This is a genomic window from Marinobacter albus, from assembly GCF_030238305.1.
GTDB classification, from domain to species: domain Bacteria; phylum Pseudomonadota; class Gammaproteobacteria; order Pseudomonadales; family Oleiphilaceae; genus Marinobacter; species Marinobacter albus.
Window position 1 is genome coordinate 123876 of record NZ_JASSQD010000003.1, and the last position, 15673, is coordinate 139548.

The 15673-nt window shown below is 55.6% G+C and carries 10 protein-coding genes; 6 read left to right on the forward strand and 4 right to left on the reverse strand.

What is annotated here, in order from left to right; all coding sequences use genetic code 11:
- Positions 1–324: 324 nt before the first annotated feature.
- Positions 325–3237, forward strand: coding sequence for an MECDP-synthase (locus tag QQF73_RS15470; protein ID WP_285368750.1), 2913 nt, complete (start codon positions 325–327; stop codon positions 3235–3237).
- A 599-nt stretch (positions 3238–3836) separates the two neighbouring features.
- Here the strand turns inward: QQF73_RS15470 and QQF73_RS15475 are convergent.
- Complete coding sequence (locus tag QQF73_RS15475) at positions 3837–6701, reverse strand: penicillin acylase family protein (protein WP_285368752.1); 2865 nt, start codon at positions 6699–6701, stop codon at positions 3837–3839.
- Positions 6702–6707: 6 nt separating this feature from the next.
- Complete coding sequence (locus QQF73_RS15480) at positions 6708–7778, reverse strand: CaiB/BaiF CoA transferase family protein (protein WP_285368753.1); 1071 nt, start codon at positions 7776–7778, stop codon at positions 6708–6710.
- Positions 7779–7975: 197 nt separating this feature from the next.
- Between QQF73_RS15480 and QQF73_RS15485 the strand changes: the two genes are divergently transcribed.
- Complete coding sequence (locus QQF73_RS15485) at positions 7976–8995, forward strand: AraC family transcriptional regulator (RefSeq protein WP_219868254.1); 1020 nt, start codon at positions 7976–7978, stop codon at positions 8993–8995.
- 6 nt (positions 8996–9001) lie between these two features.
- Here the strand turns inward: QQF73_RS15485 and QQF73_RS15490 are convergent, their stop codons facing one another.
- Positions 9002–9859 carry a hypothetical protein gene (locus QQF73_RS15490; RefSeq protein ID WP_219868255.1) on the reverse strand — a complete coding sequence of 286 codons (858 nt, stop codon included), beginning with the start codon at positions 9857–9859 and terminating at the stop codon, positions 9002–9004.
- Positions 9860–9864: 5 nt separating this feature from the next.
- Positions 9865–11289, reverse strand: coding sequence for a DNA recombination protein RmuC (locus QQF73_RS15495; RefSeq protein ID WP_425607965.1), 1425 nt, complete (start codon positions 11287–11289; stop codon positions 9865–9867).
- Positions 11290–11784: 495 nt separating this feature from the next.
- Here QQF73_RS15495 and QQF73_RS15500 point away from each other — a divergent pair, with 495 nt between their 5' ends.
- From QQF73_RS15500 to QQF73_RS15515, 4 genes are all read left to right on the forward strand, one after another.
- On the forward strand, positions 11785–12177 hold the full coding sequence (locus tag QQF73_RS15500; RefSeq protein WP_219868256.1) for a hypothetical protein: 393 nt from the start codon (positions 11785–11787) through the stop codon (positions 12175–12177).
- A gap of 217 nt (positions 12178–12394) precedes the next feature.
- On the forward strand, positions 12395–13153 hold the full coding sequence (locus QQF73_RS15505) for an ATP-dependent zinc protease family protein (protein WP_324125545.1): 759 nt from the start codon (positions 12395–12397) through the stop codon (positions 13151–13153).
- Positions 13150–14667 carry an inactive transglutaminase family protein gene (locus QQF73_RS15510; protein WP_219868258.1) on the forward strand — a complete coding sequence of 506 codons (1518 nt, stop codon included), beginning with the start codon at positions 13150–13152 and terminating at the stop codon, positions 14665–14667. Before QQF73_RS15505 ends, QQF73_RS15510 begins: the two co-directional genes overlap by 4 nt.
- Before the next feature lies 1 nt (position 14668).
- Entirely contained in the window at positions 14669–15616 is a 948-nt protein-coding gene (locus QQF73_RS15515; protein WP_219868259.1) for an alpha-L-glutamate ligase-like protein, read from the forward strand.
- Positions 15617–15673 lie beyond the last annotated feature (57 nt).

Here is a 15673-nt window from a genome sequence, read left to right on the forward strand (position 1 = left end):
CGGGCACAGCGCTCAATCCTTAAAAATCCTCACAAAGCAGACACTGCCCCGGCTCGACAAACCGTTCAGTGCCAACTATTTTGCACAATGACCAATCTCCAACCGTGCGGGGAGGTTTCAAAGAGTCAGAATCACACTTTCGGCTGATCAACACTTGCCACACTGTCGCTATAGTCAAAGCTACAGAAATTGGCTCAAAGCGCTGGCTACAATTTCAGACAACAGTTTCAAGCAGAACAGGCCACTGACAACGGGCTTACCGGATCAGACCGGCCCCGTCAGCTGCCGAACATAACGACACAACAACAGGAAAAGGTTCCACCCATGTTCAAGAAAACTCTAATAAGTGTTGCCGTGGCGTCTTCCCTTGGACTTTCAGGCTGCTTTGATAGCGGCGATTCTGGGGCGAATGCTAATCCGGATTACAGGATCAATGACACAACGATCGACAGATCCATCGTGCGACCTATTTACGATCCGAACCCAATCGCGGAAGAACCAGCATTCCCGATCAACGCGGACCTGCTTTTGTTGCTGGGTGCAACCCAAAGCGCAAACTTTGATTTTACCGGCTTATCCACGGGCACTTCGCCGGCTGACGACGCCCTCAACCGTCTCTCCGGTTTCTCCACTTCCGGTGCTTTCACCCTGAAATTCGACGGTTCACTTAACCCTGCATCGGTTCAGGCGGGCGCTACCGTTTTCCTGTTGCCGCTTAATGTTGCTCCGGCAATTGATTCAGCGCCGGAAGCCTTGCCTAACACCAACCCTAGCGGCATTGATCAGACAAATCCTTTCGACCTGAGTGCATTACCGAAATTCAGAGCTGATGTAGTAAGTGTCGACGGCAGCAGCAACAACGCGATCCGTGTTGTTCCCCTTGAGCCTCTAAAGACAGGCCAGAAATATCTCGTAGTTGCTACCAATGACATCGTTGGTGCGAATGGAAAGCCTATCGCGCGATCTGTTCAGGACGTCGCACTGGCTGATGGAGTTCTGGGCAACTCAGCTCTTGGCAACGTCAAGAGTCTGCTCCAAGCTTCCGATGCACTTGCCAATGGATTCCTGGCCCAGGCCATCCCTTCGAACACACCCGAATCAGCACTGGCCTACACGTTCACCACGAATGCTGACACTGAAGTACTCGAAGCCATGATGGCGCCTGCAGCCTTTGGCTCTGCACTGGGTCAGAAAATAGGCTTTACGGCGCAACTAAAGGCTGTCCGCGACAACTTCCCTACGCTGAACTTCTCTCAGCTGACCGAAAAGCTGGCCGACATTGGAGAAAAAGCAGCACTGCTCGGTGCCGGAGAGCTTGATCCGGCAACGCTGACTGCTCAAGAACTTGCTGCAATTACTGCGCTTGTCAACGTCGAGGAAAAAGTAACGCCTGCAACAATTGGCGCAGCAATTCAAGCCGAAGTTGGCGATACTATCCATGTACCGCAGCCACGCCCGTCCTTCTTCTACGACACTAAATCCGCGACCGAACTGACCACCATCCAAGGACTGCCGGGAGACAACACCATTGCCCTGGCCGCTCAGCAAGTTCTGGTTTCTCAGGGTGCAATCACTCTGCCCTACTTCCAGTCTCTGCCGGGTGAAACCGGTGCGGGCATTGTAAACGGGAGCTGGACGGGCAGCACCAGTCTTGAGGCAGGTCTGAATGAGACGCTGTCGCCGGGTGAGGAGATCTTCCAATTCCTACGTGACATTGATGGCCAACTCAATGTGAATGGTTACTTTCCGTTCCCAGAGCAACAGGCGACCACTACGGTACCGGTTGTGATTTTCCACCCTGTTCTCGGCACTGCTGCCGAACCGACATCGTGTGGAAGTACGGGCGCGGTGCAAGGCGCGACTATATTCCAACATGGCGTCACCGTGGATCGAAGCGTATCAATGCTTCCGGCCATCCTCCTTGCACAAAGCACCTGTCAGGCCGTAATTGCAATTGACCAGCCACTCCACGGCCTCGCGGGTGAAACAATTGGCACCGTTCCAGGTCTTGAGGCACTTGATCCTGCAGCATTGACTGCAACGGTACAGGCAGTCATCAATACTCTGGATCCGACAGCTGATGCCCAGACCATCGGCGCACTGACAGCTCTGATCAACGCTGACTACATTGGTGAACGTCACTTCGGCTATACCGCAAACGAATCGCTGCAACCCGTTGCTGCGGATCTAGCCAACGTCTCCTCGGGCAGCCTGTTTATCAACCCGCTGAACATGTTGAACAGTCGCGACAACGTGCGCCAAGGCGTGGTTGACCTTCTGAATGTTGCTGCCTCTCTCCAGACCTTTAACTTGTCATCCGCGTTCCAATTGTCGGAAGAGGGCAGCACGCCTCCCGTTCTCGCAGGGGCAGATTTTTCTGTGAACTTTGTCGGGCACTCCCTGGGTGGCATCTCTGGCACAACGTTCTCATCACTGGTGAATGGCGAGGACACTTACACAGTAGTAGTGGATCCGGCAACCGGCACGACAGCAGACTTGACACGTAACGCTCTGGCTAACCAGGCGTTGGCAGGCGCTGGCTTCACTTATCCGCAGCTGAATTCAGTGGTTCTCCACAATACCGGTGGGCAGGGCACGCGTCTCATAGAGAACTCGCCCACCATCTCCGGGCGGATTCTCAATGGTCTGGCAGCTGCAGGCGTGACACAGGGCAGCTCGGCCTTCGAGAACTTCTTCTATATCTTCCAGTCCGCGGTGGATGCCACCGATCCGGTCAACTTTGCCGTTGAACTGGGCGCATCAACATCAACCAGCAGCCTGCTCATAACCGAGGTTGTGGGTGACAGCACTGTTCCTAATGAAGCAAACGTCAACCCGCTTGGCAGCGCATTCTCGGCGCCTCTGGCGGGTACAGAGCCTCTGATGGCGCTCTTGGACATTGGCCTCGGCGGAACAAGCTTGGCTGATGGTTCGGAAGGTCTGGGCATTATAGATTCAAGTGCAACAAGCGGCTTGCCCGCCCCGGTTGCTTCCTTCTTTAATGGCGCCAATCCTTGTTCAGATGCCAATCATGGAACCTTCGTTGCCCCGGTTGCACCCAATGAGCAGTGCCCGGGCGGCGTTGCCAACACAAGTGGTGCGTTTGCCGCCATGGTAACGCAAACAGCTGCAGCAATTTCCGGCGCGCCCGGAATCCCAGCTGATGCGACCATCCTACCGTTCCTCGGCGATAGTCCGACGCTCGAAAACGCACTGGATCAGGATCAGGCCCAGTAAGATAGAGAGACGGTGTTAGAAAAAAGCCCCTGAATAATCCGGGGCACAAAGACCAATGAACCCCGGATTTCCGGGGTTCATTGCATTTGGGCATCTGGTAAACACGCAGTGATAGAGGTTGAATCGAGCTCCTAACAGCTGGCTGTAATTTCGACGCTGTCGTTCCTGAGCGAGCATAAATAATGACACGCCTGGACAATAACCCTTCGACGTGCCGAGTCAGAATTTATAGCTGATGTTGGGGACGGCACCTCTGGCCCTGGTATCTTTATTTTTGCTGACCTTTCAGACAGTTAACTTTTCAGGGAAATTTACCTTGTGATTGCCCATCAGCATTGATCACACTTCTCAAGGCGCCATCCCGTAAACAGCGCCGTTAACGTTGCCGCAGAGACTTTTCCATAGTGAAATATCTTCTCCCCTGAGCACAAAATCTCCACATCTAAAGTCAGTACTGGCGACTGAGTGACAGGCCCGGTACTAGTTAGTCAAGTCGGAGCCAGACAAGAATATACCGCTTCAAATCTGGCAGCTCGGCCAAGACAAACAAAAAAGCGCCGCACTCTTATGAGCGCAGCGCTTTCATCGTCACTGGGCATTTAGTCCGACGAGATAACGGTCTCCCCTTGGGGTAACAGATTCGCCTGAATTTCTTCCTCAGTAAATAGCAACTGCCGGTAGTCCTTGTTGGAATACCGCAAGCTCTGATCACTGAAGAACGGCGAATCCGAATCCGTGGACTGAGAGTAACTCACCAGGCCATAGGCCTCGGGACCAGTATCGGTAAACTCGAGACCAAAGTGCCAACTTGTCCCTCTAGCCATCAGCCAGCCGTCAATGCCAGCTTCAGCGCCTTCAATCACGGCAGAACTATCAGAGAGTCCCGCAGTATTTGGGATGGTTGTCGGCGCAATACGTGGAAAGCGGGTATCTTCCGCGAAGGCATCTGTCACGACGCCAATGGCATTGAAGGCACCATCGATGTTTCCATCACCACCATGCCATGGGATCGGATCCGTCTGAAATGACGGTATACCGCCACTGCCGGGCACAACTCCACCCGAGGCACGGTAGTACTGAATGTCGCCTAGAGCATCTGTCGGCAAGATCCCTTCGGCCTGCAGGGCACTAACACCATCGGCGAGGGCCAGCAGCATGGTATCGGAGGCAGTGCCCGCGTTATCTTGGGTCGGATCAGCGGGGGTGCCCACCGGATCGGCGGGACTGAACGGCGTTGTTAAATCGGTGCTCAGATCGTCACGATAGTTCGCCATGAACACCCTGAAGATATGCGCACCAACGCTATCCCGATTGTAGAGCCCGTCCCAGCTATTCAGTGCGGAACACCATGATGAAAGATCGACTCCGTTAACCGCGTTACTGCCAATTGCATCACACCGCTGCTGGAGTTCAGGCAGGAACTGCTCCGCATACCAGGCCCTGTTATTCCAGATCACCCCGATCAACTCCTCTGCACTGAATTTCCCGTCCTGACCCGCTGGTAGCGGTGCACTCGGAAAGCCAGCATCTATTGGGTTCTGAAGCATTTTGATACCCAGGCGGGTACGAGGGTTGATCGGCGCTTTCTCATCACCGAAAAGGGGCGAGAAGCCGGTCAGGAACTCATCCGGATTCGTAGACCAATAACTGCTGTTCGAGTTTTGGACCCAATCTGAGCGCACCAGCATTGGCTTCTGATCATAGGGAACCAGCGGACCACATTCCGTTTCAACCCAGTCTTCCTGAGACAACCTGCCATCAAGGAGTGTTACGCCTTGATCAAAAAGACCAGCATAAGCTGCACTACCCGCCCGTCTGAAATTAACCAGCGCAATTGCCTTTTCTGAGAGGTTAGGCACGGAGCTGCTATCTATATAGAAGGCGTTACCCTGATCATCAGCGTAAGTTGTATTGGTCCAAAGAGTAGAGCCACAGTTCTGGAACACACTCTGGAACTCGTCAAGATTGCTTGCACGACTCATCTTTAGCCAGGTATCGAGAAGACCGCCGGTGTTCGCATTTGCGTCTCGATAGGTGTGCGCGACTAAGGAAGAGTTATTCAAGGCACCGTTGTCGCCCCATCCCGGCAATTGATTGCTAACAGCATTCGCTGCAATCATTGGCCCATACTCTGAGAAGTAGAAGGTCCTTTCCAGAACCAGAGGTTCTGGCATGCCATCCATGCTTACTTCAATTTGGAACGTCTCGGTGGTAATCGGCTTCTCAACTCCATCCTTTACGTAGGTCAGGCTATCCCCTTCTTTGAGAACCAATTCGTACCATGTGAAACGACGACTGGTGGTCACAGTGTGGGACCAGGCCAGATTCTCGTTGAAGTTGATCAATGGGATTGCGGTTCCCAACAGGCCGGCACCGTGAACGTTCAAATAACCCGGCACGGTCATCTGGACCTCATAAAGACGCCGGTGACCGGTGTACGGGAAATGGGGGTTCGCTAAAAGAGCACCACGCCCTTGCTCGGTCATGGTTTTCCCGATTCCCCACGCGTTACTGGCCAGCCCCATGTCAGAGAAGTTCGTATTGGACTTTGCTCCGGTTTGAGCGGTTGCAACGACATTTTTGAGGAGCGCCTCCACTTCTTCCGCATCGGTAACCGAACTTACAGGGCTTGGCGCGGGACTTTCTCCAGGGGGAACCGCCAGGAAAACAGCACCGGTGGCAAATAACGCCCCACTGGCATACTGACCAACGATACGATAATGGGCAAGTAGGTCCACTGGCGTAATAGGTTTAACCCACTCCTGACCCGCACATTCCGCTGGCAGGTCAGCCGGATCGGTTTCATTTACGTACCGGTTATATCCTTCAGTGAAGCCGTCAACCAGAGCGCGACTCTCGTCACTGAGCTCGGCGTATTCGGCTTCAGCCCCACTGTATATTTTCTGAGCTTTGTAGCTGAAATCATTAATAATGTTCAGACCCACACCAATCTGGGTATCGGGTCCGGGCCCGAAGTACTTGGCCCGCTCACTACGAGCCTTAACGATAGCCTCCGCCAGGACACAGATATTGTCCTGCGTTTGCGCGTAGCCATGTCCAAACGCAGCTGACTTCAGGTTGTCAGCGGTGACATGAGGCACCCCACCTGTCGTGCGGCGAATAGTAGCCTCAAGCTTACCATCCGCGGGAAAAAGGTTGGTGTCGAGACTGGCCTCGACCGAAGAAGAATCATCGTCATCATCATGAAAACACCCTGTCAGCACCGCGCTTCCTGCGAGCAAAACAGCGAGACCAACGGTCCGGCGCAAGCCAAACTGGCCGTGCCCTTTGTACCTGAGTTTCATAGTGTCATCCTTATACTTGTTCACTACGGATTCACCGTTTCCGGCGACACTAATAAAACTAGCAGAGCCCACGAGTTCGACCAGAAAATAACGGAACAGGAATTCACATGATGATTTGAAGGAGGCGGCGCCTTCATCCTTTGTCGCCGCCCGATTCAAGTAGATTTAGGAGGATGCTTTCTCAAACTTGATGGGGGACCCAAGTTGCCGTTGTTGCGCACCATCCCCCCGGTCAACCTCAATCACCATACCCCGTGCCTTCAATTGCGGATGCTCAGCCGCCTCCGAAATAGTCAGCACCGGTTCCACACACGCATCCTGGTCCGCGAAAATTTCCTGCCATTCGGCGAGTGTCTTTTCCGAAACCTTTTCCTTTAGCGCCGCTTTTAACGTCTGCTGATCTTCCGGGTTCTGGCTCAGGGCAAGGCTCTTCATCTCGCTCAGGCCAAGGGTCTCACAGAGACGCGCGGAGAACTGGGGTTCGAGGCTGCCGATGGACAGCCAACGGTTGTCCCGGGTTCGGTAATAATCGTAGAACGAACCACCATTAAGAAGGGCGGTTTCAGGCGCCTGTTCCTGCCCACCAGCGAGGCAGGCGGCACCGGACATGGCATTCAGCGCAAAGGCGGCATCGGTCATACTGATGTCGACAAACTGCCCTTCCCCGGTCTGCTGGCGCTCGATGACGGCAGCGAGAATGCCCATGACGGCGTGGTGCGAGCCACCGGCCACATCGGCCACCTGGATACCCATGGGAGGGGGGCCGCTATCGGCGCGGCCACAGTGGCTGCTGACCCCGGCCAGCGACAGGTAGTTGATGTCGTGGCCGGCACGGTTCCGGTAGGGGCCCGTCTGGCCGTATCCGGTGATGGCGCAGTAGATGAGTTGGGGATTGATCGCCTTGAGCGTGTCATACCCGATACCCAGGCGGTCCATAACACCCGGCCGAAACTGCTCGACCACGATGTCGTAGTCCCGAACCAACTCCTTCACTTTCTCAACGGCCTCGGTCTGTTTGAGATTCAGCTGGAGGGTTTCCTTACCCCGTGTCAGATAGGAAAACGCGGTGCTGATTTTCCCGTCAAACGGCGGCATCACCTTGGTCAGGTCCACCCTTTCCGGTGCCTCAATTCGCAGCACCTCCGCGCCCATGTCTGCCAGCATCATGGTCGCATAGGGGCCAGGCAAAAGGGTGCTGAAGTCCAGGACTTTCAGTGAGGTCAAGGGTCCTGCCATGCTGTTCTCCTTACGTGGTCGGTTTCTTTTTGTCAGAGTAATCAGAGTTTCTCATGCTGCACGGTTTTGCCAACCGGGCCAACCGCCGGTTCCGTCATTCCAATTGGCCAATTCTTCCAGCTTACTGATATGCCCTTGGTTGCATTGTTCTACTGGGGTTTTATGATGGGTCTCGTTTACATGGAATGGCGAGTAAAATGTCCAACCTGACGGTTTCAAAGCACTTCGTTCAGGCCGCACTGGCTGGGGCCGAGCGTCTTGGCTTCGATACTAACGAGATGCTGCGGGAAGCCGACATCTCCCCGGACCTGCTGCGCATCGAGATGGCCCGGGTCAGCAGCGATCAATTCAGCCAGCTGATGCAGGTGTTGTGGCACCGGCTTGATGACGAATTCATGGGGCTGGGCCCTCGACGCGCGCGCAGCGGCACCTTCGCGACCATGTGCGCCCTGGTTATCGACTGCCCCAATCTCGAGGCGGTCTACCGGCAGGCCTTCCAGTTCTCAAGGTTGTTCGAGCCCATGGTAACCATGGAACTGGTCACGGAAGGCCCGTCTGCCCAACTGGAAACCCGGATTGAAGGCGACATTCACGATCCCTCCTACTTTCTGCGGGAAAGCCTGCTGGTAATCTGGCACCGGCTCGGAAGCTGGCTCATTGGCCAGCCGGTTGAACTCGAGAAGGCAGAATTTGACTATCCCCGGCCGCCACATGGCGACGAGTACCGGCATATTTTTCACTGCCCGCTGGAATTTGAATCCGATCGTACCGCGCTGACTTTCGACAAACGCTTTCTCACGGCCCCGGTGATCCGGGACCGGTCGGAAATGCGGCAATTTCTGAAAACCTCGCCGGCAGACCTGCTGTCGAGACCCGATGAAAGCAACACGTTTACCGGCCGGATTCGGACGCTGATCGGGCGAGATTTCTCGAAACCGCTGCCAGACTTCGAATGGATCGCCGCAGAATTGCACACCAGCCCTCAGACCCTCCGGCGACGGCTGAAACAGGAGAACACATCGTTTCAGGAGATCAAGGATCTGCTACGCCGGGACATGGCCATCTACTATCTTGGGCGGCAGGAATTGCCAATCAACGACATTGCCGGCAAGGTCGGCTTCACCGAGCCCTCAACCTTCCACCGGGCCTTTAAGAAGTGGACCGGTGTTACTCCGGGGGCTTACCGGGAGGGCGAACGGGGAAATCTGCAGGAATGAGGTCCTTCAGGACCCCGTCGGGTCCTGAAGGTTGCGAATAAGACGCCCCATGGTTTGCGCGATTTCCTGAGTCCGCTGGCGGTTCATGGCCAGTTGCAGCAACCGCGAACCGTCCCTGGGATCATAGACCCAGCACGTGGTGGCGGCCGCCTCGCAGGCCCACTCCACCTGGGGATTAATGCCGTAGACCGACAGGTTCTGGTTTTTCCTCACGACGCGACCGTCGGCATCACGGCGAATTTCCTGAACGTTGATGGAGCTCTCGTCCGCGCTGATCCGATATTCGATGTCAGCCGGCTTATCCACCTGCACTATCGTCTGGTCTTCGCGCCATCCCGCCACTTCCAGCAAACTGTTGAGATGCAAGGTGAGTGCTTCCCTGTCGGTATCCACCAGGTAAAGCTTCCTCAATGACGAGACCTGCTGATCACCGGCGGGCTCAATCACCGCGATTTTACCGCCGTTGCCATTAGAGGACTGTGGCGCCTGCGCCTTTTCACTCCGAGCCTTCTCCACTTCGGTAATCAGCTTGAGTGCTTCCTGGTAATGACTCCCTTCCGTGCCCGCGGACGTTACATAGGCTTCCAGCGCGGATTGAGCCTCATTGAGATGTTTGGCCTGATACATGACCCGGCCGCGGTAGTAAAAATAATCCGCCGGTTTGCTGCCTTCAAGCTGTTGCAGTCGATTCAGGTATTCGCCGGCTTCTCCCCAACTCTCCGCAGCCACAGCTTCCTCTGTTGCCAGCATCAGACGACGCATCTCATGCTCCGGAGCCAATGCCATTGCTTGCCCCGCCAGCAATGTCGACGCCAGAACCAGCCCACGGGCCAGTTGACGACCTTTTTCATACGTTACTGCCATGCCATCTACTCCTGCTGATTATCCGCGCCAATCGCTGACTCTTCCGTCTCTGACTCGTCAAATTCGTCGTCGATGTCCGGAACGTCTCCGGCATCCACTTCCGCCTGATCCATAATGCCCTTGGGAAGCTCTTTTTTAACCCTGACACCAAGCTCAACAAACCGGTTGGCCTGTGAGATCAGGTTCCCCCGCCCACGAGTGAGCGTGTTCATCGCCGAATCGTACGTGCCCTGTGCCGTATGTAATTGGCCCCCGAGACGCTCCATCGCCTCCACAAAAACCCGCAGCTTGTCGTAGACTGCGCCGGCCCGGTCAGCGATACGACGGGCATTCTGGCTTTGTCGTTCATAACGCCAGATGTTTTCAATGGTCCTGAGCGTTGCCAGCAGTGTGGTTGGTGTTACCACGATAATCTTTCGCTCAAACGCTTCCGCGAAGAGGTTCTCGTCCTGCTGAAATGCTGCCACGAACGCAGGCTCAATGGGCATGAACAGCAACACGAAGTCCGGCGAATGCAACCCGTTTAACTGACTGTAGTCCTTTTCGCTCAGTGTGCGAATGTGGTTCCTGACCGCCTCTACATGCTCTTTGAGCGATTTTTCACGGACGGCATCATCCTCCTCGGTTGCCCACTGCTGATACGCCAACAGGGACACCTTGGAGTCGATAATCAGATTCCGGCTGTCCGGGAGGTGAACAACCACGTCAGGACGAAGCAGCTGATTGTCAGCGTCGCGGTAGCTACCTTGAGTGTCGTATTCCACCCCCTTGCGAAGGCCGGACTTTTCCAGAACCCGCTCAAGAATCAGCTCGCCCCAGTTGCCCTGGATTTTTTTGTCCCCTTTCAGCGCGCGAGTCAGGTTCGAAGCTTCTTCCGTGATCTGACGATTCAGGTCCTGAAGGGACTTGATCTCACTCCTCAATGCCTGACGATCACGGGTCTCGGTGGTGTAAACGTCTTCCACCCGCTTGCGGAAGTCCTGCAACTGGTCCCGGAACGGGTTCAGCAAAGTATCAAGGCTGGTACGTGTCTGCTGGCTGAAACGTTCGCTCTTCTGCTCGAAGATCTTGTTGGCGAGGTTTTCGAACTCCTGCTTCAGCGCATCACGGTTCCTTTCCAGGAGTTCAAGCTTCTCTGTCGTGGCACGCCGCTCCTTGTCCAGGGTGACCTCCTGCTCACGCAACGCAACCTGAGCCGCATGCAGTTCTCTGGACAACGCTTCTGACCGCTGTTGCTGGCTCTCACGCTCACCTTCCAGCTGGCCGATTCGCGTTCTGCGCCCCTCCAGATCGGACTCCAGGCCGGCAACACGATTCTCCAGCCCTGTGGCGCGCTGCCGCCAGTGTTCGAGATCCTGTTCATGCTTTGCGAGACGGGCTCCCTGCTCCTCCAGAGCCTTTTCCAGGTATTCCGTTTGCTGTCGATCCATCGCATTCTCGTGCTGAGCCTCCCGAAGCAACCGTTCGACGTCATCACGGGCCGTTGCCAGAGTTTCCAGGTCGACCGCCAGCTTGCGCCCTTCCAAATTTGCGCGAATCGCCACCACGGCCAACACACACACTGCGATCACCATTACACCCATCCAGCCGGCCATGAGATCAGGCCGGGATACCATCAAATCGGTGACAGCCTCTGGCACTGCGCGCACTCCTGTATCTGCTTGTGTTTGGTAACGAAAGCGGAATTATGCCCCAAAGTTACAGTCTACCTCATCAATGGAACCTTTTTCGCACCAAGCCGTGGCAGGCTTTACGGATCACCGTTGTGATATCGACTGCGTAGCAAATCCACAAACCGGCTGAATCTGTTTGTGGACGCGACACGTAATATCGTCTAAAAGGGTAAAAGGTTCCTGTGCCTTGAGGCATTACGTTTTTTTAACGGCTTCACGGGCGCGAACAGGATCGCAAATGGACTACTGATCATGTTGAAAGAACTCTGGCGAAAACTGGGAACAGACTTCATGCAACCGGACTGCACGGCGGGCGATGCGGATTCCGCATTGTTCGGATCCTGTGGCTCTGGCACAAGATCAGGGGGCTTTCGCATTCTCCCGCACATCACCCACACCGGGGAATTCCACCTCGAACGCCTGACCAGCCTCTTGAAAGCCCGCTATAGCAAGAGTTTCGAGCCGTCGGACAACAAATCCGGCAGTGATGAGGCCATCCGCGAGCTGATCAGTTACGCGGCCAGAATTCAGGACCAGGACGTGCAACGGGAGCTCCTGCTGTTCTACCTGAACTGCTCTCCGGTGATTCAGGAATTTCTGCGCTCCGAAACCTCTCTTGGAGACGCTAACTTTCCATTCCGGTAATCACTTACGCCTCAAACGTGAGACTCACTCGAAAAATCTGCCCTCTTAACCAACTGTAAAGCAACTACACACTTTGGTTGTTGTATACTCCTGCGCCTACTAATCTTCAGAAACATCAGACTGTCCGTCATTTCAGCAGCATGAAAGACGTGACCGGCAGTTGGCGCAGGGGTTCTTAATGGGTTCAAAACAGATGCGAGCTGGTTTTTGTCGCTCAATGAGTCTGCTAGCTTCCGGCTTGGTACTGTTGCTCGCCGGATGTTCGGCAGACCGCTACCTTATGGTGCCCAAAGAGAACCTGAATGAGCTGAACAAGTCGGTGCAGACTCAACGCGCCACTCTCGTGACAATCGAGGGCAACGCCAACGCCCGACACGAAAAGTTGCTGGGGGTGGAACGGGAATCCACCCAGTCCATTCTTGAAGCGATCAAGACCCAAGTTGAAAAGCCAAGCTGCCCCCCCGTTCAGCCCCAGACCATCTGCCCCAGTGCCGACCCATCGAGAGGCATTGCTGATCGGCTGAAGGGAAAGCTCATTGTCGGTGAAGTGGAACGAATCTATCTGGCTGATGCCGGCCAGGTCTACACCGCCCGAATCGACAGTGGCGCCGAGACGTCGTCCATTGATGCCCGTAACATCACCCGGTTCGAGCGGGATGGTAGCAATTGGGTTCGCTTTGATGTCCCGGTGTCCGGCAGCGATGAGCTAATCACTCTGGAGAAGGAGGTTTCCCGACGGGTCAAAGTGATCCAGGCCAGTGCCGAAGACCCTGAACGACGGGTTGTTGTGGAACTTCAGTTTGCCATAGGCGATCACCAGCAGGTCGCCGAATTCTCGTTAACGGACAGGGATGACCTGTCCTACGAAGTTCTGATCGGGCGCAATGTCCTGCGAGACGTCATGCTGATTGATGTTGGCCGGGAGTTCGCCACCAAGCTTCCCGACTCAATCCTTCATAGCAGGAACGACTCGTGACCCCCCGCTCCCGTCTGCCCTTTTACATCGCCGTTTTTCTCCTCATCGCAGCCGGCATTTCCCTGGCCATCTGGCGCCACATAGAGCTTGGCATTCCCTGGCTTTCCGGCGAACAGCGCCCCGTCTGGATGATTGAGGCCAGAGTTGATTTCGACGCAAACAGCGGGGCCGTGCTTGCGAGCCTGAATGTGCCAGAAAACCCACCTGGTTTCCGGATCCTCTCGGAGCAGGCCGCTTCACCAGGCTACGGATTCTCGATCATCGAGAAGAACGGAAGTCGTCGGGCTGAATGGACCAAGCGAAACGTGTCCGGGCGCCAGACCCTGTATTTCAAAACCCAGTTTATCCCGGACGATTCGGCAATTGACCGGCAGCCCACCCCAGAACCTAAAGCCCGCAAAATATTCTGGGAGGAGCCCCAGGCTACGGCTGTGCGCGAAGTACTGGCTCAGGCAGAGGAACGGTCCAGCACCCCGGAGAGCATGACCCGGGAACTGATCCGGTTCATGCAGCCGGATACCCGAACCCAGAACACCACACTGCTGGTTTCCGAGGAAAACTACCTCGATTTGCTGGTCGACATGCTGAATCACTCAGGTATCCCGGCACGAACGGCCGACGGGCTGAAACTGGAAGACGCCCGCCGCCGGCAATCCTTGATGCCTTTCCTGCAGATCTTCAACGGCGAGCAATGGCTGACTTTTGACCCGAATACCGCTGAGCAGGGGGTCCCAGAGAGTCTGCTGCTATGGCGACAGGGCTCGGCGTCTCTGCTGGATGTCGTTGGCGGGGACAACTCGGAAGTCAGCTTCTCGATGCTCCGGCAAACGGTTCCGGCCCTACAGCTCGCAACCATGGAGTTCGATTCCAACGGCCTTGGCTTCCTGAGCTTCTACGAGCTCCCCATAGAAGAACAAAGCATGTTCCGCATGTTGCTACTGTTGCCACTGGGGGCGCTGATGGTGGCCTTCATGCGGATTGTCATAGGCATACGCACCTCCGGAACCTTCATGCCGGTTCTGATTGCCGTAGCATTCGTCCAGACAACCCTGGTTCCGGGCCTGATCGCCTTCCTGTCGGTGGTCTCGATTGGCCTGATGATGCGGGGCTATCTCTCCAGCCTGAACCTCCTGCTGGTTTCGAGGATATCCGCCCTGATCATACTGGTCATCTTCATCACGGCGGGTCTCAGCATCATTGGATACCAGATGGGTTTCAACACGGGCATGACGGTGACCTTTTTCCCCATGGTAATCATTGCGTGGACCATCGAACGCATGTCGATACTCTGGGAGGAAGAAGGTGCCCATGAAGTCCTCATCCAGGGTGCCGGCAGCATGTTTGTCGCCATTTGCGCATATCTGCTGATGAGTGCTCCCTTGGCAGGCCACCTGACGTTCAACTTTCCCGAGCTGCATTTAGTGATTCTCGGCCTGATTCTGCTGATGGGCCAGTACACCGGTTACAAACTGAGCGAGCTCAAGCGGTTCACACCCATGAAGGCCTACGACTGATATGGGCTGGATATCACCGAGAACACTCAATCGTCTGGGTATGCTGAACATGAACCGGCGCAATGTGGATTACATTGCCCGGTACAATGAACGCTCCTCCTATCCGCTGGTCGACAACAAGCTCAAGACAAAACTCGCCGTGGCGGAATACGGGGTAAGGACGCCCCGCCTGCTCCAGGTCGTTCGCCAGCAACACGAAATTTCCGGTTTCCGGCAGATGGCAGAGGACCTGGGAGGCTTTGCCATCAAACCTGCCAAGGGTTCTGGGGGAAAAGGCATCACCGTCATTACCGGCCGGGATAACGACGAATACGTCAAGGCCTCAGGCTCCAGGATTCCGGCATCTTCCCTGGAACGACACCTCACCAACATCCTCGCTGGTCTTTACTCGCTGGCAGGCACTCCGGATGTTGCCATTGTCGAGAGCCTGGTTGAGTCCGTTCCCACCCTCGCCCGGTATTCCTTTCAGGGCGTGCCTGACATTCGTATCGTGGTGTTCAGAGGCTACCCGGTCATGGCAATGCTCAGGCTCGCCACAAAGGCCTCTGACGGCAAAGCGAACCTTCACCAGGGCGCGGTAGGTGTGGGCCTCGATATCGGCACTGGACAGAGCCTGAATGCGGTTCAATTCAACAAGCCAATCACGTTGCATCCAGATACCGGTCTGGCCCTGGAGAACATCGAGATCGAAGCTTGGGGTGAAATGCTGGAGATGGCGGCCCGCTGCTACGAATCAACCGGGCTTGGGTACATGGGGGTGGATCTGGTGGTGGATGCCCACGAAGGGCCATTGCTGCTCGAACTGAACGCCCGGCCTGGCCTGGCGATCCAGATGGCCAATGGCCGGGGGCTGCTGCCGCGCTTGCGCACCATTGAGCGCCTCAAGCGCCCCCATTTCACGCCGCAGGAGCGGGCCAATTACGCCATGGAGGTATTCGCCTCGCTCTAGCGGGGGAAGCGTCCACAAAAAAACCGGGGCTTTTGCCCCGGTTTTTTTATGCCTGAA

Excerpts from the sequence above, each read along its gene's own strand:
- QQF73_RS15470 (WP_285368750.1), top strand. The coding sequence starts at position 325 with ATGTTCAAGAAAACTCTAATAAGTGTTGCCGTGGCGTCTTCCCTTGGA.
- QQF73_RS15480 (WP_285368753.1), bottom strand. The coding sequence starts at position 7,778 with ATGGCAGGACCCTTGACCTCACTGAAAGTCCTGGACTTCAGCACCCTT.
- QQF73_RS15485 (WP_219868254.1), top strand. The coding sequence starts at position 7,976 with ATGTCCAACCTGACGGTTTCAAAGCACTTCGTTCAGGCCGCACTGGCT.
- QQF73_RS15490 (WP_219868255.1), bottom strand. The coding sequence starts at position 9,859 with ATGGCAGTAACGTATGAAAAAGGTCGTCAACTGGCCCGTGGGCTGGTT.
- QQF73_RS15495 (WP_425607965.1), bottom strand. The coding sequence starts at position 11,289 with ATGGATCGACAGCAAACGGAATACCTGGAAAAGGCTCTGGAGGAGCAG.
- QQF73_RS15500 (WP_219868256.1), top strand. The coding sequence starts at position 11,785 with ATGTTGAAAGAACTCTGGCGAAAACTGGGAACAGACTTCATGCAACCG.
- QQF73_RS15505 (WP_324125545.1), top strand. The coding sequence starts at position 12,395 with ATGAGTCTGCTAGCTTCCGGCTTGGTACTGTTGCTCGCCGGATGTTCG.
- QQF73_RS15515 (WP_219868259.1), top strand. The coding sequence starts at position 14,669 with ATGGGCTGGATATCACCGAGAACACTCAATCGTCTGGGTATGCTGAAC.